Annotated in this window: 19 protein-coding genes; 2 read left to right on the forward strand and 17 right to left on the reverse strand. The window is 34.4% G+C overall.

Annotated features, from left to right (window positions below; all coding sequences use genetic code 11):
• Window positions 1–12 precede the first annotated feature (12 nt).
• The 10 genes from ACWV26_RS12455 to ACWV26_RS12500 form a co-directional block, all read right to left on the reverse strand.
• Entirely contained in the window at window positions 13–906 is an 894-nt protein-coding gene (locus ACWV26_RS12455) for a patatin-like phospholipase family protein (protein ID WP_455895057.1), read from the reverse strand.
• Window positions 907–1,176: 270 nt separating this feature from the next.
• Entirely contained in the window at window positions 1,177–1,554 is a 378-nt protein-coding gene (locus ACWV26_RS12460) for a YkvA family protein (protein WP_455895058.1), read from the reverse strand.
• Window positions 1,555–1,681: 127 nt separating this feature from the next.
• The gene (locus ACWV26_RS12465) at window positions 1,682–3,841 is read right to left on the reverse strand and encodes a heavy metal translocating P-type ATPase (RefSeq protein ID WP_455895059.1); all 2,160 of its coding nucleotides are present in this window, start codon (window positions 3,839–3,841) and stop codon (window positions 1,682–1,684) included.
• Window positions 3,825–4,190 carry an ArsR/SmtB family transcription factor gene (locus tag ACWV26_RS12470; RefSeq protein WP_455895060.1) on the reverse strand — a complete coding sequence of 122 codons (366 nt, stop codon included), beginning with the start codon at window positions 4,188–4,190 and terminating at the stop codon, window positions 3,825–3,827. Before ACWV26_RS12470 ends, ACWV26_RS12465 begins: the two co-directional genes overlap by 17 nt.
• 313 nt (window positions 4,191–4,503) lie before the next feature.
• Window positions 4,504–5,319 carry a metallophosphoesterase gene (locus ACWV26_RS12475; protein ID WP_455895061.1) on the reverse strand — a complete coding sequence of 272 codons (816 nt, stop codon included), beginning with the start codon at window positions 5,317–5,319 and terminating at the stop codon, window positions 4,504–4,506.
• Window positions 5,320–5,506: 187 nt separating this feature from the next.
• The gene (locus tag ACWV26_RS12480; RefSeq protein ID WP_455895062.1) at window positions 5,507–5,893 is read right to left on the reverse strand and encodes a cytochrome-c oxidase; all 387 of its coding nucleotides are present in this window, start codon (window positions 5,891–5,893) and stop codon (window positions 5,507–5,509) included.
• A 145-nt stretch (window positions 5,894–6,038) separates the two neighbouring features.
• Window positions 6,039–6,941, reverse strand: coding sequence for a phosphate ABC transporter permease PstA (gene pstA / locus ACWV26_RS12485; protein WP_455895063.1), 903 nt, complete (start codon window positions 6,939–6,941; stop codon window positions 6,039–6,041).
• 3 nt (window positions 6,942–6,944) lie between these two features.
• Window positions 6,945–7,886, reverse strand: a complete 942-nt coding sequence (gene pstC / locus ACWV26_RS12490) for a phosphate ABC transporter permease subunit PstC (protein ID WP_455895064.1) — start codon at window positions 7,884–7,886, stop codon at window positions 6,945–6,947.
• A gap of 73 nt (window positions 7,887–7,959) precedes the next feature.
• The gene (locus tag ACWV26_RS12495; protein ID WP_455895065.1) at window positions 7,960–8,820 is read right to left on the reverse strand and encodes a phosphate ABC transporter substrate-binding protein; all 861 of its coding nucleotides are present in this window, start codon (window positions 8,818–8,820) and stop codon (window positions 7,960–7,962) included.
• 17 nt (window positions 8,821–8,837) lie between these two features.
• Window positions 8,838–10,259, reverse strand: a complete 1,422-nt coding sequence (locus ACWV26_RS12500; protein WP_455895066.1) for a stalk domain-containing protein — start codon at window positions 10,257–10,259, stop codon at window positions 8,838–8,840.
• A 456-nt stretch (window positions 10,260–10,715) separates the two neighbouring features.
• Between ACWV26_RS12500 and ACWV26_RS12505 the strand changes: the two genes are divergently transcribed.
• Both ACWV26_RS12505 and ACWV26_RS12510 read left to right on the forward strand, forming a co-directional pair.
• Window positions 10,716–11,987, forward strand: a complete 1,272-nt coding sequence (locus ACWV26_RS12505) for a LysM peptidoglycan-binding domain-containing protein (protein ID WP_455895067.1) — start codon at window positions 10,716–10,718, stop codon at window positions 11,985–11,987.
• Between the two features lie 248 nt (window positions 11,988–12,235).
• On the forward strand, window positions 12,236–13,567 hold the full coding sequence (locus ACWV26_RS12510) for an arsenic transporter (protein ID WP_455898247.1): 1,332 nt from the start codon (window positions 12,236–12,238) through the stop codon (window positions 13,565–13,567).
• A 56-nt stretch (window positions 13,568–13,623) separates the two neighbouring features.
• Here ACWV26_RS12510 and ACWV26_RS12515 read toward each other — a convergent pair whose 3' ends face one another.
• The 7 genes from ACWV26_RS12515 to ACWV26_RS12545 all read right to left on the reverse strand — a co-directional run bounded on the left by ACWV26_RS12515 (window position 13,624) and on the right by ACWV26_RS12545 (window position 19,442).
• Window positions 13,624–14,067: a hypothetical protein gene (locus ACWV26_RS12515; RefSeq protein ID WP_455895068.1), complete on the reverse strand. Its 444-nt coding sequence runs from the start codon at window positions 14,065–14,067 to the stop codon at window positions 13,624–13,626.
• 42 nt (window positions 14,068–14,109) lie between these two features.
• Window positions 14,110–14,907 (reverse strand): DUF3100 domain-containing protein, encoded by a 798-nt coding sequence (locus tag ACWV26_RS12520; RefSeq protein ID WP_455895069.1) that lies wholly within the window; start codon window positions 14,905–14,907, stop codon window positions 14,110–14,112.
• A gap of 15 nt (window positions 14,908–14,922) precedes the next feature.
• Complete coding sequence (locus tag ACWV26_RS12525; protein ID WP_455895070.1) at window positions 14,923–16,113, reverse strand: M20 metallopeptidase family protein; 1,191 nt, start codon at window positions 16,111–16,113, stop codon at window positions 14,923–14,925.
• Between the two features lie 326 nt (window positions 16,114–16,439).
• Window positions 16,440–17,219 carry a YqhG family protein gene (locus tag ACWV26_RS12530; RefSeq protein WP_455895071.1) on the reverse strand — a complete coding sequence of 260 codons (780 nt, stop codon included), beginning with the start codon at window positions 17,217–17,219 and terminating at the stop codon, window positions 16,440–16,442.
• A gap of 42 nt (window positions 17,220–17,261) precedes the next feature.
• Window positions 17,262–18,776 carry a DEAD/DEAH box helicase gene (locus ACWV26_RS12535; RefSeq protein WP_455895072.1) on the reverse strand — a complete coding sequence of 505 codons (1,515 nt, stop codon included), beginning with the start codon at window positions 18,774–18,776 and terminating at the stop codon, window positions 17,262–17,264.
• Window positions 18,777–18,992: 216 nt separating this feature from the next.
• Window positions 18,993–19,160, reverse strand: coding sequence for a hypothetical protein (locus ACWV26_RS12540; protein ID WP_455895073.1), 168 nt, complete (start codon window positions 19,158–19,160; stop codon window positions 18,993–18,995).
• 111 nt (window positions 19,161–19,271) lie between these two features.
• Window positions 19,272–19,442, reverse strand: coding sequence for a hypothetical protein (locus ACWV26_RS12545; RefSeq protein WP_455895074.1), 171 nt, complete (start codon window positions 19,440–19,442; stop codon window positions 19,272–19,274).
• Window positions 19,443–20,371: the final 929 nt, after the last annotated feature.

Genomic DNA, 20,371 nt, shown 5'->3' on the forward strand with positions numbered 1-20,371 from the left:
CCTTTTACAATGTCAAAACGCTGACGCTGTCCAACTCTTCAAAAATTGTTTTGCTTTATTTCTACCAATTTCCATTAAATTCTCTTTCATTTCTTGAGTTAATTCAAATTGAGTTGCATTATAATTCTCAACTGGTATGAAAATTATATGTTTTTCATGTTTTCTTGAAATATACCGCTCATCATGAGCATTTTGCATCGTACTAAAAAGTGCTTCAAACAAGTTGAGACCATTCTCAATTTTATGTGGCTTCATTTGCTCTTGTGGATGACTTAGCTTCAATCCAATGACTGGACGTGGTCTAATTCCATATTCGATATCATATAACCAAATCGGAAAATTACTTAATACGCCTCCATCTACTACAATGGATTCTCCTTCAGCCACACTTAACTTCACTGGTTGAAAGAAAAAAGGTACACCACAACTCATTCGTAGCGCCTTTGAGACTAAAAACCCCCCCGGTTCTATTCCATAATTAATTAAATCATCAGGCAAAACCAACATTTTCCCATTTGTTAAATCCGATGCAATCAACTTTAAAGAGCCTTCTGGTAAATCCTCAAACGTATAAATATCTTTATCTGAAAGCTTTTCATAAAACCATTTTTCTAATGCTTTTCCTTGATAAATTCCCATACGGAAATAAAGATTAATCCATCTCATAAAAGGCATCGAAAAAAACGTCTTTGGAGGATCTAGAAAAGTAGCAACATCTAATTCATCTAGCATCTTTTCAATTTCATGTGCAGTATAACCTGCAGCTAGAAAACAAGCTAATATTGCACCGGCACTCGTACCAGCTACACGTTCAAAATATATATCATTTTCCTCTAATACTTGAAGAGCTCCTACTAATGCAAATCCTTTGATTCCTCCACCAGAAAACACCCCATCGACAAGCATTGTATCCCCTCCTCAACAGTCCCTATTTACACTGTAAGAAAAAACAAGAAAAAATAGAACAATGTCGAACGAAATTAAGAAGATTCCCCATACCATTTCGTTGTTTTATATTCGTGGGCTACTTAAAAATTCCTTCTTTTAGGAAATTTGCGGTAGGTTAAAGATGAGTAAAAAACCAATAGTAATAAGCAGAATAGTTTTGGGATTTTTTCATATGGATATGTATTATCCTTAGATACCTGTCATAATAATTCAAAATGAGCACAAAGTTTAAACAATTAACGAAATAATCCATAACAAAAGACAGGTCCAAAGTAGGATAATAATTATTCCAGCAATCCAGTTTTTCTTTTTAGTCTTTTCTGAATGAGCAACAATTTCGCGACATTCCAAGAGCACATCTTTTGGAATCAATTTCATTACTAATACAATACCTAATGGAATCAAAATGATATCATCCAGATACCCTAAGACAGGTATAAAATCAGGGATTAAATCAATTGGGCTAAAAGCATAAGCAACCACTACAATAGCTAGCATTTTAATATAAAGTGGAGTTTTGGGATGTTTATATGCTTCCACTAAAACAAAAAGATCTTGTTTAATTTTCCTAGCTTTTATCTTTAGTTTTTCAACAACACTTATCATTCGTTCTACTCCAGTCTATGAAATATGTTAAATTCAAAAGGTATACTCTTGTCAAAATGAGTATACCTTTTTTAGTTCATATTCTATATCATTTTCAAGAAATCTGTGCTTCAACAGATGTTTAGAACTATTCTTTCACTTTCATCATTCGCAATCCATTCAATGCGACAATTAAAGTAGCACCCATGTCAGACATAATGGCAATCCATAATGTTAACCAACCTGGGATTACTAAAATTAGCGCAGCAAGTTTAATAAGTATAGCAAACGTAATATTTGCTTTAATGGTATTTAATGCACTACGACTTAGCTTTATGGTAAACGGTAGTTTCCGAAGATCATCTGCCATTAAGGCAACATCTGCTGTTTCAAGAGCTGTATCCGTTCCAGCACCCCCCATTGCAATACCAACATTCGATGCTGCCAGTGCAGGTGCGTCATTTACACCATCACCTATCATCGCAACTTTACCAAATTCTTTTCGTAAGTCTTTAATAATATTTAATTTTTCTTCTGGCATTAACTCTGCTCGTATTTCAGATATGCCTACTTTTTGACCAATTGCTCTTGCAGTACCGATGTTATCGCCCGTAAGCATAACCGTTTTCTTAACACCCATTTCATGCAATTTCGAAATAACTTCTTCACTTGATTCTCTCACGATATCAGCTATTGCAAGTACTGCAATAATTTTTTCTTTTGTACCAAAGAACATAACTGTTTTACATTCAGATTGAAGCTTACGCATATGTGTAAGGATATGTTCAGACATATCAACATGTAATTCTTCAAATAATTTAGGACTTCCAATCAAGTATTCTAGTTGATTTATCAATCCTTTTACACCTTTTCCTGTAATTGAAGAAAAGTTTTCTACATTGATTGACTTATATGAAATGTGTAATCCTTCTACCTTTTGTAAAATAGCTGAAGCAAGAGGATGTTGTGAACGATTTTCAAGAGCAGCAATTAAAGCTATTACTTCATTCTCATTAACATTTGGCTCAAATACTTCAAAATCTGTTACAACAGGAACTCCTTTTGTTAAAGTACCTGTCTTATCAAAAGCAATAGCTTTTAAAGCTCTCATTTCTTCAAGATAATTACCGCCCTTAATAAGAACACCTTTTTTAGCAGCATTCCCTATAGCAGAAACAATGGTAATAGGTGTTGAAATAACAAGAGCACACGGACATCCAACGACTAAAATAGACAATCCTTGGTACAACCAAGTTGAAAAGTTAGCTCCAAAGAATAATGGTGGAATGATTACGACGAATAAGGCAATCATCATAATAATTGGCGTATAATATTTTGCAAATTTATCTATGAATGCCTGTGATGGTGCTCGTTCTCCTTGAGCTTCCTCTACCAGATGTATTATCTTAGAAATTGTTGTATCTTCTACATACTTTGTGACCTTCACTTCTAATACTCCAGCTTCGTTTAATGTCCCAGCAAAGACTTCATCCTCTATCGTTTTCATTACAGGAACAGATTCTCCTGTGATTGCTGCTTGATTAACAGATGAATTTCCTTTAACGACAACACCATCCATAGCAATCTTTTGTCCGGGTTTGACAATCATAATATCCCCAATTTTAATCTGTTCAACAGGCACTGTTAATTCATGACCATTGCGCAGAACAATTGCCTCTCTTGGTGCGATATTCATCAAAGAACGAATAGACTTTCGCGCTTTCTCCATCGAAAACCGTTCAAGTGCTTCACTGATGGCAAAAAGTATGACAACAACAGCAGCTTCTGACCATTGCCCAATAATTGCTGCTCCAATTACAGCTACAGTCATTAATGTTTTCATATCAAAGTCAAATCGAGTTAAATTTTGAAGTCCCACTTTAAAGAGTGAGAAACCCCCAATTACAATTGACACCAAAAATAATAAAATTGTAATCCAATTCTGTTCACCATTTACAAAATGTGAAATATAACCTAGTACAATCAGTAATGATGCATATAAGAGTGTACTATGTTTAATATAAAATGGAACTTTCTTTTCTTTCGACTTTTCTATTACTTTAGGTGTTGCATGGAATGGCTGTTCTACCGTTACTTTTAAGTTTTCGAATGCTCCTGCTTTTTCTAATTCCTTTACAGTTGCCCTTCCGACAACAGAAATTTTTGAAGCACCAAAATTCACTTTGGCATCTTCAACATTTGGTAACTCTTTAACATTTCGTTCAAACTTTCCTGCACAATTAGCGCAGGAGAACCCTTCTACACGATACGTTTGTTTCTCATTCTGAGGTTCATCCAATGGATTCACCCTCTTTATATTGTGAAAACGCTACATCGATTAAATTTTTAAAATATTTATTTTGAATGGTGTAATAAACTAATTTGCCTTCTTTCCGATATTCAGCTAATCCTAAATTTCGCAATAAGCGTAAATGATGAGAAGCGGTAGCAGTGGTAGACCCAATAATATTCGCCACATCGCATACGCAAAATTCGTTTTCAACAGTTAACGCATATGCAATTTTCACCCTAGTGTCATCAGAAAGCGCCTTAAAAATTTTTGAGACTTCTGTTGAGTTTTGTTTATCCAATTGCTCTTTTACATGGTTCACCTTTTCATCATGTATACACGTTACTTCACAAATTTCTTTCAACAAAATCCCCCCAAACATTTTAATATTCAAATGATTGTTTGATTATTAATATTATTGTATGCACTGATGATTAAATAATCAAACGAATATTTGAATAAAATCACTAAAATATTTAGATTTTTATTGAAATTAAATTTAAGGGATAATGCTAAACAAAAAATGAGTACTACTAATCAAGTTGTGAGTTATGCTAAGCTCTTCCTGAGTAATTCTAATCGTGCTGCGAGTTGGGCTTATCAAGCTACAATCCAAATATAAAAAGAGGTTCACTTATTGTTCTTACTCAATAAGTAAACCTCTTTCAACACAACTGTCCTTATTTCACATGCAACTCAGCCAATACAATTTCAGGTCGATTATTTATCCGGAATGTTGCCCCGCTATTTCCAAGACCTCGGCTGATTATTTGTGTCATACCGCCTATTTGTTCCACCCCATCAATATGTGCAGGGAATAAATTAAATTGATGATCAATTAGGCCACCAAGACCTGGGATTCGAATTTGACCACCATGTGCATGGCCATTAAATGTTACGTCAACACCAGTCTGTTCATATTCTTTATAATACTCTGGTCGATGTGCAAGCAAGATTTGAAATTCCGATGGATTGGTATTCTTCTTCGCTATTTTCAACATCTCTTCTGTTGTTTTACCACTAAGTGGATCATCAATCCCGATTAACTGAATCGTTGCCCCATTCTTTGTGAAATTTTCAAAGCTGTTTGATAAAACATGGACACCAAGCTCTGACAATCTTGACTTAATGTGATCGATATCATTAATCGATACCTCATGATTGCCAGTGATGTAATACACGGGGGCAATTTTTACAAAGCCTCTTACTGCATCTAGACTTCGTTCCAAATCATAATTGTAGCGATCAACCAAATCACCAGTTATCAAAATGATATCCGGTTTCTGTTCATTCACTTTTTTAATAAGATATGCTTGCCTGTCACCGAATCTGGCATGATGTAAATCTGAAATTTGAACAATTCGTAAACCATCCATTTTCTTCGGAAGCTTTTTAACGACAATCGTATATTTTGTTAATTGTAACCATTGTTGATTTATAACTAGAAAGCCCATAAAAGCTCCAAAAGCCATCAATATTTTAATGAATTTTTTCATTTAGAATCATCCTTACTTCTAGCCCATTAATGATTAAAGACGAACTTTTCCGTGAAATGTTTCTTCCACAAGATTTCAATTTCGTTCAGAAGAATTTTTTATAGAATAACACATCATGAATTAAATAGAGAATTAAATAAAATTGAAAAAGTTCCCCTTGAGGGAACTTTTTCAATTTTATTTGTTTTTATTTTGATAACCGTGATTGACTTTCTTTTACATTTAAAATATTGATTGCATACAATATTACACCAAGAACAACCATTATAGAGCCAATTATCGTGCCAATCGTCAATGCTTCATTTTCTGTAAGAATCATACTAAATAATGAAATTTGCATAATCGGTAAGCCGAGATTATGGAGCCAAAAATGAGTTTTGGCTAATGCTGTTTCTCCCGCACTTGGGAATAGTAAATAAATAATACCGAAAATTGCCATGGAAACCCAACCGAGGAGATTTAAATGCGCATGTACTGAGGCAAAAGCAAAATTATGAATAATACCCATTACAAGCCCTAAACAAACCGCAATTAAAAAGTATACAACCGCAATTTTCAAAAAGCGCAACCCCATCAACATACCTCCTTTTTTTGTTTGTTTCAAAATTCAAGTGAGTCTATAAGTATATATGTCTACAATTTTGATTTATTCCACAAAGAATCTACAAAATAAAAAGGCCAAAAGCAAATATCTTTCAGCCCTTTTAATCAAAAAAACTTTATTTAGTATGATGGGAACGAGTTTTAAATCGACTATTTTGAATCCATATTGGGAGTCTGAGTACAAGACTTATCAGTAAAGTAATAAGTACTAATAAAGCAGATGCCTTTTGAGCAATTTCAGGTGCATCCTCTACAAGGGCTTCTGATTGAACATACCATAACTGAACAGGCAATGTTCCACCTTGAGAAAGTGGATTCCAATCCCACATATCTCCTGAAGTACCAGTACCACCTACCAGTAATATTAATGCAGATTCACCAAATGCACGACATGTTGCAAGACTAATGCCACTAATAATACCCGTCATTGCTGCAGGAATTACAACTTTCAATATAGTTTGTGATTTCGTCGCTCCTATTGCAAGAGAAGCCTCTCTTAACTCATGACCAACACCATGTACAGCTTCTTCTGTTACAGAAGCAATGACAGGTAGATTTAATAGAGAAAGTGTAATGCCAGCACCTAATATTGTTAATCCAATATCAAATAAATCGACAAACAAAACATAACCAAAAAGACCAAATACAATGGATGGAACTGATGCTAAACTTTCTACACATGTCCTGATAAACTCAGTAAATTTATTGACAGGTGCATATTCAGCCAAATAGATGCCTGACCCTACTCCAATTGGAATAGAGATTATCAGTGAAATCAATAAGACATAGAAGGAATTAAAAAGAAATGGCCCAACCCCACCGCCTTTTTCAATCTCATCTGGTAGATCGATTAAAAAAGAAGGAGTAATCTTAGGTAATCCTTTAGATAAAATATATGCTAATAAGCTAATTATCACGATGAAGATGAGAAATGTCACAATCCCTAAGGAAAATGTAAATAGTTTATCTTTTATTCCATTTATCCTCTTATATAAATTAGCCGGTAAAATTCTATTCATCTCTTATACTCCTTTGGCACGAAGCTTTCTTATTATAATAATTAGTACATTTGAAATAATCAGTAGTAGAAATGCCATCATATATAGAGCATAATTCCATGTAGAATCGAATTCGACATCTATGATTTGATTTACAATATTACTTGTTAATACAGCTGTTGGTGTTAATAAGTCTGTCGCAAGTTGTGGTGTATTTCCAATAACCATAACAACAGCCATTGTTTCCCCTAACGCTCTAGCCATACCTAAAATGATTGCCGTTAAAATACCAGAACGTGCATGAGGAATCACGACGCCAAGAATTGTTTGCATTCGAGTAGCACCTAATGCGTAACTTGCTTCCCTTAATTCAGGTGAAACCGCACTGATGGCATCATCACTTATTCTTGAAATTGTCGGTAAAACCATAATCACTAATACTAATGCAGCTGCTAATAGACCATCACCCATATCTGTCCCTGTTATTTTTCTGATAAAGGGAATTAATAATGTTAAACCCAAATAGCCATATACTATAGAAGGAATGCCAACTAATAAGTCTAAAATTGGACGAAGTAGTCTTTTCAGAAAATCAGGTGCAATTTCAGCAGTGAAGATCGCAATTGCAATCGAAATGGGAGCAGCAAGCAAGAGCGTGATTCCAGTTAATTCCAATGTTCCGATAATAAATGTGGCAGCTCCATATTTTTCTTCGAATGGTTCCCACGTTTTGGAGAAAAAGAATTCTTTAAAAGAGACATCGTGAAAAACGAGCAAACCCGTCTGTCCAATGAAAACGATAATTGAGAGAAGGACAAGCCCCATAAATAAAACACTCAAGGTACAAAATAATTTAAACAAGCGATTATGTACATAGACTTTTGTTTGCACTACATTATCTCTATTGATGAAAAGTTCTGGCTTTTGATGCTGGGGTTCCTGCAAATCATATTCTATTCTCTCCATAAGATCCTCCATATATTAAATATGATGCCAGCCTATAAGACTGACATCATATTACATTTTTGAAAGTACTATATTATTTCATTTTGTTAACTGGGATGAATTTTAATTTCTTTAAAGAACCATTTTGGAATTTGCTGCTTTGGATATATTTAATGTATTTTGCGTTTGCGCCAGATGGATTGCCTTTTGTTACTAAGTAACCATAGCTCCATACTTTGTATTTACCGCTAATTACATTACTTGTCGTTGCAGCTACACCATTGAAGTTTACTGCTTTAATATTGCCTTTTACATACGCTAAGTCAACATAACCAATTGCATTAGGATTAGTTGATACAGAAGTTACCATTTCACCGCTCTTACCAACTTCTTTATAGTTACCTTTAGTCATAAAGCTTTTTCCGCTTAATGCTTTCATTTGATAGTTAACACGAGTACCAGAGCCGAATTTACGGTTTACTACAACGATTTTTGCGTTTTTACCACCAACTTGCTTCCAGTTTGTAATTTTACCTGAGAAGATACCTTGTAGTTGTGAAGATGATAAGTTTTTAACAGGATTTGATTTGTTTACAATTGTTGCAAAAGGAATAACAGCAATTTTATGAGCTTTTAATCCTTTGAACGCTTTAAATCCTGGTACATTTTTTGTTGCGTCCCAGTCAACTGCTCCAATTGTAGCAGAGCCTTTTAAAACGGATTGTGGACCTGCAACAGAAGAAGAACCAGATACAGAGATTTTTACTTTTGGATTTGATTTTTTGAATTCTTTTGCTGCTTGTTGTGTAACTGGAAGTAATGCAGTTGATCCTGCCACAACAATTTTATTTGATGACGCTGCATTCGCATTTGATGAAGAAACGCTACCAATTGTAAAACCAAGTGCTGCTACTGTAGATAAAGCTGTAAGTGTAATTTTTTTGAACATTTTCATTTTTATTTACCCCTTTATTATTTAGTTAATAATTCAAACAATCCATTTTTCAATACTGCTACTTGATCACCATTTGCTCCTGGTGTAGTTGCAACAATTGATTTATCATTTAAAATAGAAAAAGATGTAAGTTTTAATTTTGATGAAGCAACTTTTGTTATTTTTTTCGTAGATGTATTCACTTTATAAATAACAGATTTACCGTTACCTTCAGATACTAAGATTAAAACTTCTCCTTTTGGTGACACATCTGCATAAACGATTTCCTTAGTAGAAATAAGTGATGTAACGTTTTGGTTTTTATCTATCATTTTAAGCTCTGGGAAATTTTCATCATCATCTTCTGCACTTAAAAATACAATATTTCCATTCGCAATAAACCTAGGGAAAACTTTATTATCAGTAGTATTTGTAAGCGCTATTGCAGTTGGTGTTGTGTCCGTTAGATTTACACTAAAGATTTGAGGTTCAGTTCCTGTTGTATCAATATTGTCAACTTCAGGATTTTCACCATCAGTAAATGTAGTACTTCCCTCTTTACCAACAGTATATAAAAGCTTTTTGCCATCAACAGATAAACTCAAATCTGCTTTGTAACTGAAACTATCTGAGAAGATTGTTGATATAGTACCATCTGCAACTTTGATTGAGCCCACTTTGTCACTCTTATCTCCCTGAAGGAAATAGACTATTTTTCCATCATGAGACCAAACAAACTCAGATTTAACTGAATCATCTTCATCATTTAGTACTTTCGGTTTACTTTTAGAAACTAAATCGACTAGATAAACAAACCCGTTTTCATCGGAATAAATTGCTTGCTTTCCATTTGGAGATACAACTAAACCTGAAGCATTAACAGTGTAAGTAACTTTTTTCGTAGTTGTATTTAGTAATAAGCTTTTATTATTTTCGGCATCTTCATTTGAAACTAAAATGTTTGAACCATTCACCCATTGTGGATCAAATGTATCTCCATTTACTAATCCATTTGGGGACAAAAACTTACCGTCAAAATCTGCACCTAACGCTTTTATAATTGTAGTCGGTTCAGCAAACAATTTTTTACTAACTAACTTTGGTGCAACATTCATTTTTGATTTCTTACCATTGATTATGACCGTTGCAACATTCGCTTTAATCGATAGTTGCACTTGCTTTTTATTGATTTTTTTGGAAAGCTCATATGACTTTGTTTTGCTATTATACTTATAACTAGCAGAGAGAAGTTTTGATAATTGTTCTACAGAATAAAGTTTGAACTTATTCTGTTTAGTAAATGAAATAGCCTTGGCTTTCCCGTCAACTAATATGGATCCCTTTTCTACCTTTTGCACCTGTACAGTTTTTGCATGAACATCATTTAGCGCAATTGGTGTAATTGCAGATGATGCTAAAACTGTTGATGCAATTAACAAGCTTGAAAATCCTCTTTTCATTTCAAATCCTCCATTATAATTGCTCGATTTAATAACCTATTACTAATTTCCTCCTTCCAAATGTGTATAATTACTTATCCACAACGATAGTATAAAGCTCTTTTATTAACCTTATTTACTATATTTGTTCGAATATTATGTACTATTTGAAAATTATTGTGAACAATTATTTTCACTTTTAGTAATCCTAAAGTTTTATTTTTTAGCCAAAAAATTCAGAAGAAGTCTAATGTACCTATTAATTCATTCAATATATTCTGAATTTTAAATGTGCAAATTTCATGTCAAAGGATTCATAAAATTTACATCCCATTTACATTTGCTGTATCTACTAATTTAATAATTTTGAAAATTATTAAATTTGTTTTTTGATTGAAAATAATTCATATAAATGTATTTCTTTTTAATTTTTCACATATACATTCAGAATGAAGAATATTTTGGAAGGAGAATGTCTTGGAAATACATGTCGTTAAAAGCGGAGAGACACTCTGGCAAATAGCAAACCAGTACCACGTGGATATCAATTCGATTATTCAACTAAATCAATTACCTAATCCGAATCAATTGGTTGTTGGTCAAACTTTAGTCATTCCAACTCAAAATCCAATTCATATCGTTTCGTATGGTGAAACTTTGTGGCAAATCGCCAATCATTACGGTACAACCGTGCAAGCAATTGTAAGAGAAAATCATTTACAAAATCAACAGTTAATCTTTGCGGGAATGCATTTACTTATTCCAAAAACGAAAATGCCACTTGAAGTGAATGCTTATACGTATCAGCCTCCACAAGAGGGTGCTGATTCTATAAATGAGGTTGGGAATCTTCTAACATACATGAGTCCTTTTGCTTATAAAGTCAAAGAGGATGCCACATTGGAGCCTTTTCAAGATGATTTAATGATTGAGGCAGCTAAAGCACACGGTGTCGTTCCAATGATGTCAATTACCAATTTCACTGCCACAGAACAAGGGTCAAATCTTGCACATATAATTCTTTCAGATCAAGTTATGCGTGAAAAAGTCCTTAATAATGTCTTAAAAGTAATGGATGCCAAAGGCTATAAGGGTTTAAATATCGACTTTGAAGGTGTACTTGCAGCTGATAGAGAAAACTATAATACCTTCCTTCAGCTTGCAGTTGACAAGCTTCATCCAAAAGGCTATTTCGTCTCTACAGCACTTGCTCCCAAAACAAGTGCAACACAAGGAGGACTCTTATATGAAGCACATGATTATCCTGCTCATGGAAGAATAGCTGACTTTGTCATTTTAATGACATATGAATGGGGATATCGCTTAGGGCCTCCTCAATCCATTTCCCCTATCAACCAAATGCGAAGAGTAGTTGAATATGCATTATCCGTCATGCCAGCAAACAAAATATACTTAGGCTTCCAAATTTATGCGAGAGACTGGAAAATCCCACACGTCAAAGGACAAGAAGCCGAAACCTTCAGTCCGCAAGAAGCTATTAACCGGGCTGCAAAATATGGGGCGACAATCCAATATGACACAATAACCCAATCCCCTCACTATCGTTATGTAGATGAAACAGGACAACAGCACGAAGTATGGTTTGAAGATGCAAGAAGTGCACAAGCAAAATTTGATTTAATTAAAAAATATAAGCTCAGGGGCGTTAGTTATTGGGCATTAGGATTCCCTTATCCTCAAAACTGGGCTCTTCTAGGAGATAATTTTAATATAAAAAAAATTAGATAATTTTTAAAAAGACCACCGAAAAATTGCAGTTTTCCGATGGTCTTTTTAATTTTCTAATGGGAAAATTTCTCAAGATAGGTAGAGTACCAACTCAACCTGTTCATTTTACATATATATAACTACAGCAAGACTAAATTTAACAGATGGAGGGAGGGAAAAATTGCTAAAATCCACAGAATATACTCCTAATAATAAAATCATTTTTTATAAAAATACGCACGAAGGAAAGGTCGAATTATATGGAACCAATGGTTTTAATTACGATATTAACTTTCTTTGTGACATTAATATTTATTTTGTGGAGACCAAAAGGTATTAATGAAGCTATTCCTGCTACTATCGGTGCTCTAATCGTTATCCTTTGTGGAACTGTTTCGTTGTCTGAACTCGGGATTATTGCAGAAACAATTAGTGGTGCCGCTATCACCATTATGGCAACAATCGTTATGGCAATCGTTTTAGAAAGCTTTGGTTTCTTTAATTGGGTAGCAGAAAAACTTGCCGAAAAAGCCAATGGATCAGGAATTCGATTATTTTGGTACGTCAATCTCTTATGCTTTTTGATGACACTCTTCTTTAATAACGATGGTAGTATACTAATCACTACCCCTATCTTGGTTATGTTACTAAATAATATGGGCCTAAAAAACCGCCAGAAAATTCCCTACTTACTGTCAGGCGCTTTAATCGCAACCGCATCCAGTGCTCCAATTGGCGTTAGTAATATTGTTAATCTCATTGCTCTAAAAATTGTTCATATGAGCTTATATGCTCACACTGCCATGATGTTTGTTCCAGCAACATTAGGCTTACTATTTTTAGCTGCACTACTGTTCTTACGATTTAAAAAAGATTTACCAAGAACGGTCCCAACCAATGTAGGCGGACTAACACTCCCATCCTATCACCCATTAAAGAATAATTCGATGTTAGACTCTGAAAAGCAACGTTCAAAATTCATGAGAAATATTCTACTCTTTGTATTTGCTGTTCGTGCTAGTCTTTTTGTCGCTTCATTCTTCTCAATACCAGTCTCACTAATGGCTGTAATTGGCTCACTTGTTCTGCTAGCATGGAGATGGGTTTATTTAAAAATACCACCAGGTGATATGCTTAAAAAAACGCCATGGTATATTATAATTTTCGCATTTAGTATGTATGTTATTATATACGGTCTTAACAATATCGGTCTAACTGATTGGCTAATTCATTTCATGAAACCTATGGTAAATGGAAGCCTGCTTCATACAAGCGTTTTGATGGGAATTCTCCTAACGGTTCTCTCAAATATCTTCAACAACCATCCCGCATTAATGGTAGGAACGTTAACCTTAATGAATATGGATTTAAGTCCACTCTCCTTAAAAGTTGCCTACCTTGCTAATGTAATCGGAAGTGATATAGGTTCATTACTTCTCCCAATGGGAACGCTTGCAACACTCATGTGGATGCATATTGTTCGAAAAGGAAAAGTAATGATCACATGGTGGGAATATATTAAAGTAACACTAATTGTTATACCTCCAGCAACTTTATTTACTTTAGTAATCTTATTTTACTGGGTAACTTGGTTATTCTAAGTCAAATTCACAAAAAGGGCACCAATCGCTATTCGATTGGTGCTTACATACTAAAATCAATTAAATTTACCTGTAATTCTAAAGCCAATTTCTGCAATGAGCGTTGCAAAAAGGAATGTTCCTGTATATACAACGAGTGAAACAACGATGATCCTCCAACCAAGCTTTTTAAACTCGTTTAAGTCTTTCCCAAATGATAAGCCTGCATACGCTAAAATCGGGGTCGCTAATGCCATAAAATTAATCTTGGCAGTTTGGGTAGCAATCATCTCATGTCCTGGGAAAATCCCTGAAGTAACAAGCAATGCAATGATTGATACCCAAATTACGACGGGTATTTTAAATGGAATAACCTTACTAATTACAAACCCTGCTATTGTTATGAGAATGATCCATAACATGCCTGGTAACGCCTCTACAGGTGCTACATCAAAGCCAATCCAGTTTCCAATCATCGCAATAATCCCTATTAATAAAAACGTAAATAATTTATTCAACATATCTTTTCCTCCCGCTATGTACCGATGAAGTCTTATTTATCCTTATTTTTTAAATTTTCTCCCTAAAACTGGCTCTAATTTGTCATAGAGATAATTAGTAAGCGGTAATGAGATTAAGATACACACGTAGGTACCGACAATTGTCGATATAAGGTTGGCTGCTCCTGCAAATAATGCGATATCATCCGTTGAGTCTGGGAAAATTACAGATAACGCACCTGTCATTGCTGCCATCATACTACCAGAACCAACCCCTGCACCCATTGCAAGCGAAATAGGGTGGAAGAAACCTGTACTTGCGATCAATCCGGCAATAATGGAAAGGTAAACTGCTCCGAAAATGGTTCCACAAACATAAACACCTAGTGCTCCCCGACCTTCTGGAGAATCTGCACCGTATTTTTCAGCAATGATTGCTAAATTGGGTTCGCGGTCAATAGAAAATGTTGCCCCAACCGCTTCACGTTTCATACCGATTAACAATGCAATAGGTAAACCTAGAATAATCGTTCCTAAAATGTGTCCAACCTCCTGCAAGGCTAAAGACATTCCTGCATCCATTAATTTTGGTAATGATGGACCCATTAAAGTTCCTAATTTTGCGACAAAAAGCATAAAGGAAACACCTAATATACTAGCAGCAAAATTCATTTGCTTATCAGTTAATAATTTCAGCTTTGGTAAACTAATGATTGACCCAATGATTAGAGCATAAAGCATTGGAAAAAATGCAATGGCCCCAAAGCCAACTTTTAAATTCTTTACTCCTATCCATTCAGCAATACATACTAATACAAACACTATCGCGTGTATTTTAAAATTTTTTAAATTATTTTTCATATCTTTTCTCCCTTTTTATTTAGTTTGAAAAGGATTTAACGCTAAAGAAATGTAAAGACCTATGCCGTATTTCATTGCTTCTGCATTAGGTAAGAAATGATCACTATGCAATTTATAAGCGCCACCTTCATCATCTTTCACACCCAAAAACACAAAACATCCTGGTATTTTTTGTAAATAATAAGCAAAATCCTCACTAGCCATACTTGGCTGTTCTAAATAAGAAATTGCTTCTAGTCCAAATTGATTCGTAGCAACTTCTCCAACATAGTTTGCTTGTTCGTGATTATTAATAGTAACTGGGTAATCCGATTGATATGAAATTGAGGCTTTAAGATTCATCGCTTGACCCATACCTTCTACCATTCTCTTAAAATCACTTTCTACTCGAACTCTTGTATCATTATTTATTGTTCGAATTGTTCCATTGAAGTTTGCCTTTTCTGGAATAATATTAAATCCATCACCAGCTGTTAATGTGCCGACAGTTATCACGACAGAATCAACTGGATCAGTGTTACGACTTACAATTGACTGTAACCCAGTAATGATTTGTGCTCCACCAACAATAGCATCGATTCCTTGGTGAGGAGCTGCACCATGTCCAGATTTACCAGTTAGCTCAACTCTAAATGTATCCATACTTGCCATCAATGGACCACCTTTGATGCCGAAAGTACCAATAGGTAAATCAGGCCAAACATGGAAACCATAGATAAAATCTACATCTGGGTTTTTAAGAGCACCGTCTTCCACCATTTTACGTCCTCCACAGAGCATTTCTTCTGCAGGTTGGAAAATAAATTTCAAAGTAGCTGGGATTTGCTCCTTAATTTCAGTTAATGCTTTAATTGCACCAAGTAGTGTAGCCATATGCATATCATGACCGCACGCATGCATTACGTTTGTATTTTTAGAGGCAAATGATGCATCTGTTTTCTCAAGGATTGGTAGTGCATCCATATCTGATCGGAATGCAATTACTGGCTTTTCTTGACTACCTTTTAATATGCCGATTACACCCGTTTCAGCATAGCCGGTTTGAACTTCTAGGCCAAGTTCTTTCAAATATGTTTCAATAGTTTTTGATGTTTCAAATTCATGATAGCCTAGCTCAGGATTTTCATGAAATTGTTTTCTTAAACGAACCGCATCATCAAAAACTTTTTCTACTAGTTTTTGAATGTCAATTGTACTTTCTGTCATCTTTTTATCAACCCCTTGTTTATTACAAAAAGAATTGTCTAAATATTAACACTTGAATTAATTATTTGTAAATAATTTATTGACGTTTTTACAAATTTGATGAATATTTTAATAAAAAATATGCACTTTTCTAATAAAAAAACGAACATTTCTTCCTACAACTTATAAATTCATCCGCCATTTCCTTTCTGGCATATCTCACAGTAATTAAGTTTTTTGTTTTTTAGCATTTGAAGTAAGCTTTCAGTTTTGTTTTTCAAGAAAAAAAGAGTTGTATACTTTTATAAAGTACAACTCTTTTTTCTTAATTCAATTTTCAGGTTATGTTACCTTATATAGAACAATCCACCATTAATTATTTCAATATTAATTCTAGCTACATATCTTTCCTCTAGAGCCTTTTTCTCAATTTCGTAACATTCAGGCTTTTCTTCAACTTCCTCATAAAAGTATTCCAATACTCTTTGGTCTCGTTGCCAACGTTTCTTGGCATCCTCTGCCCATTCGTGATCATCTAGATTGATCATATTTTCTACTACATCATCTAATCGTTTTAGCGCTCGAATTGGTTTAATAATATACTGTAATGGGAAGCTTTTAGTAGGAGGCGTGGTTACTAATTCAAGCTCTGTTAGCATATCATGAAAGTTATCATAAATTTGGCCAGTCATCATATTAATGCCAAGTGAATAAAGCATTTCTTTGGTTCGATCACAGTAGTAAGAAACTTTATAATTAATGCCCAAAAATGGAGTTAAAATAGTTTGATCTTCAGAAGGATCAACATTTTCAAACATCTGAACATAGGTACCAAGCTCTCTTGTGACCTGGAATAGTTGATTTAGTCGGTAAGAACCAAAATGAACAATTTCACCTTTAACATCTACATTCACTTCATTGTGGTTGGTAATCAAGGTTAATTGAGCTGGACTTGGATCTGTTTCAGTTGATTCTATATATTTCCAGTAGAATGGACGATTCATAATTCTCTTGTCCATATCAACTGTTAACTGCACCGTCATATAATGCTCATCTTTTGAAATAATTGGACAATTGTTTTCTTGAAAAAAATTGTGTAAATAACCGTGTACTTGTTGTGGGAGCATAGAATCCTCCTTTCTAAAGCTGTTTGTTAACTATACATTTGTTTAAAAAGCCAAAATTTCATCTAATTCGCCCACTACTTTTTCAAAAACATCGATTTTTGTTTGCAGCAAGTTAAGAATATCTTCTTCAATGGTATCTTGAATCGCTAAATTATAAATTTGCACATCATAATCTTGTCCTAGCCTATGAACCCGACCAATTCTTTGCTCCAATTTCATTGGATTCCAAGGTAGGTCATAGTTAATCACATGATGGCAAAATTGAAGGTTAATCCCCTCTCCACCTGCTTCAGTAGCAATTAACACTTGCGCTCGTTCTTGGAATAGCCGCTTCATATAATCTCTTTTGCTTTTATTAAACTTTCCGTTGAAGAGGACACTTGTAATTCCCTTCGTATGCAAATACCATTGTAAATAAATTTGACTTGCACGGTACTCTGTAAATATAATTACTTTATCATTTGCTTGTGAAATAATTTCAAACGTCTTTTCAGCCTTCGAATTAACCTCAAGCGTCATTAGTTTTTGAATAATTTCTTTTATATAGCTAACTTCATCTGAATCCCCATGGTTTTTAATCATATTTTCTAATGTTAAACATGCCGCTTCCTTACTACTGCACATTTCCTTTTTCAACGTAATCATTGAAAATGATCCCGAGAATATAGATGATTCCTCTTTCAGCTGTTGAATCATGTTATATGCTTCTTTTTCTTCTTTTGTAAATTCGATTTTAATGTTCCGTACTTTGCGATTTGTCCATTCAATCCCTGTATCTTGTCTTCTATTTCGTACCATCACCTGATTTACTAATTCCTTCAAAAATTCATCGTTTTCCAAATTATGTTTACTCGCTGAAAAAGCTGATTGAAACACATCAAAATTCCCTAAATGCCCAGGTTTTAATAATGAAATTAGATAAAATAATTCAAATACATCGTTTTGAATCGGAGTGGCAGTTAGTAATAAGCAAAACTTTTTCTTCAAACTTTGGACAAACTCATAAATTTTAGTTTTATGGTTTTTTAATTTGTGGGCCTCATCAATTATGATCATGTCATAGTCCTGTTCAAAGATGAGTTCTCTATGTGGGCTTTTTTTCGCGGTATCCATACTCATCACAGCAATATCAATATGCTCTAATGAAGATTTCTTTTTATAAGGAATGGCAGGAATATAAAATTTATTGTTTAATTCTTCAATCCATTGATTGATCAATGAAGCCGGCGCTAATATTAAAGCTTTTTTGACAAGTCCTCTGATTAAATACTCTTTCAAAATTAATCCTGCTTCAATCGTTTTACCAAGCCCTACTTCATCCGCAAGAATTGCCTTACCATTCATCCTCTCGATTACTTTTTCTGCGGCTTCTAATTGGTGGGCAAGAGGAGTTAGGTTGGGTAAATATTTCGGTGCTTTGAGACCCGTGAATTCCGTGATGAGATTGTTTTTAACAATATCGTAACTCATATTATAAAGTCTCCAACTATCCCACTCATTCTTTTCTAACCTCTCGATTAATCCTTCTTCCCATTCAGGCGATCTTTCAATAATCATGATTATCACCTCTATAAATTTTCTTAGACTTAAGTTGTCCAAAAATCTTATTTATATGTTTACTAATTTGTAATTAAATTTTTACAATCTTCAATATTTTACCTAAAAAGTAAAATGATTAATAATTTAACATTCAAATAGCATCTTTCTTCTAGTTTTAGGTTTTAGACTAACACAAAGAAATTGGTCTGCGTATTATAAATTAAATCTAAATTATTAAGGAGGTTCTTTAATGAGTGAAGAAAATTTTAACGCAGGCTTAAATTCTGATTGTTCTTGTAGTTCTTCTACTAGTAGTTCCTCTACTAGCAGCTCTTCTTCCAGCAGTTCATCTTCTGGTAAAAAGAGTAGTTCATCCAATTCTAGTTCGTCTTCAAGTAGCAAATCTAGTCATTCTTCTGGTCACTCTTCTTCCAGCAGTTCATCTTCTGGTAAAAAGAGTAGTTCATCCAGTTCTAGTTCGTCTTCAAGTAGCAAATCTAGTCATTCTTCTGGTCACTCTTCTTCCAGCAGTTCATCTTCTGGTAAAAAGGGCAGTTCATCCAGTTCTAGTTCGTCTTCAAGTAGTAAATCTGGACATTCTTCTACTGGCAGCTCATCTTCCAGCAGTTCGTCTTCTGGTAAAAAGGGTAGTTCATCCAGTTCTAGTTCGTCTTCAAGTAGCAAATCTAGTCATTCTTCTGGTCACTCTTCTTCCAGCAGTTCATCTTCTGGTAAAAAGGGCAGTTCATCCAGTTCTAGTTCGTCTTCAAGTAGTAAATCTGGGCATTCTTCTACTGGCAGTTCATCTTCTGGTAAAAAGGGTAGTTCATCCAGTTCTAGTTCGTCTTCAAGTAGTAAATCTAGTCATTCTTCTGGTCACTCTTCTTCCAGCAGCTCTTCTTCTGGTAAAAAGGGTAGTTCATCCAGTTCTAGTTCGTCTTCAAGTAGTAAATCTAGTCATTCTTCTGGTCACTCTTCTTCCAGCAGCTCTTCTTCTGGTAAAAAGGGTAGTTCATCCAGTTCTAGTTCGTCTTCAAGTAGTAAATCTGGGCATTCTTCTACTGGCAGCTCATCTACCAGCAGTTCATCTTCTGGTAAAAAGGGTAGTTCATCCAGTTCTAGTTCGTCTTCAAGTAGTAAATCTAGCCATTCTTCTGGTCACTCTTCTTCCAGCAGCTCTTCTTCTGGTAAAAAGAGTAGTTCATCCAGTTCTAGTTCGTCTTCAAGTAGTTCATCTAGTAGTTCATCTAGTAGCAAATCACATAATTGCTGTCCTAAATGCAGCGAATCTACTGGCGATACTTCAACTCATAAAAATACGACGAATCATAGATCAACTTGTAGTTCATCTTCAGAAAACAATCCTTGGTAAATATTCGTTAACTACAGGTACTTACAGTTGTTATCGATTAGCTAAAAGCTTTCCTTAATCAAATATCGATTAAGGGAGGCTTTTATCCATAAGATTTATTTTTCAACATTTAAAAGTTATTATTCCATATTTAGCCGACAACAAATATTGCTTATCATATGAAATAAAAGGATGGCCATATTTGTTGTCGGCTATGTCCTAAATTTTCAAATCTATCAATCTAGAGAATAAAAACAAGAAG

It is taken from the genome of Rummeliibacillus sp. JY-2-4R, assembly GCF_053847205.1.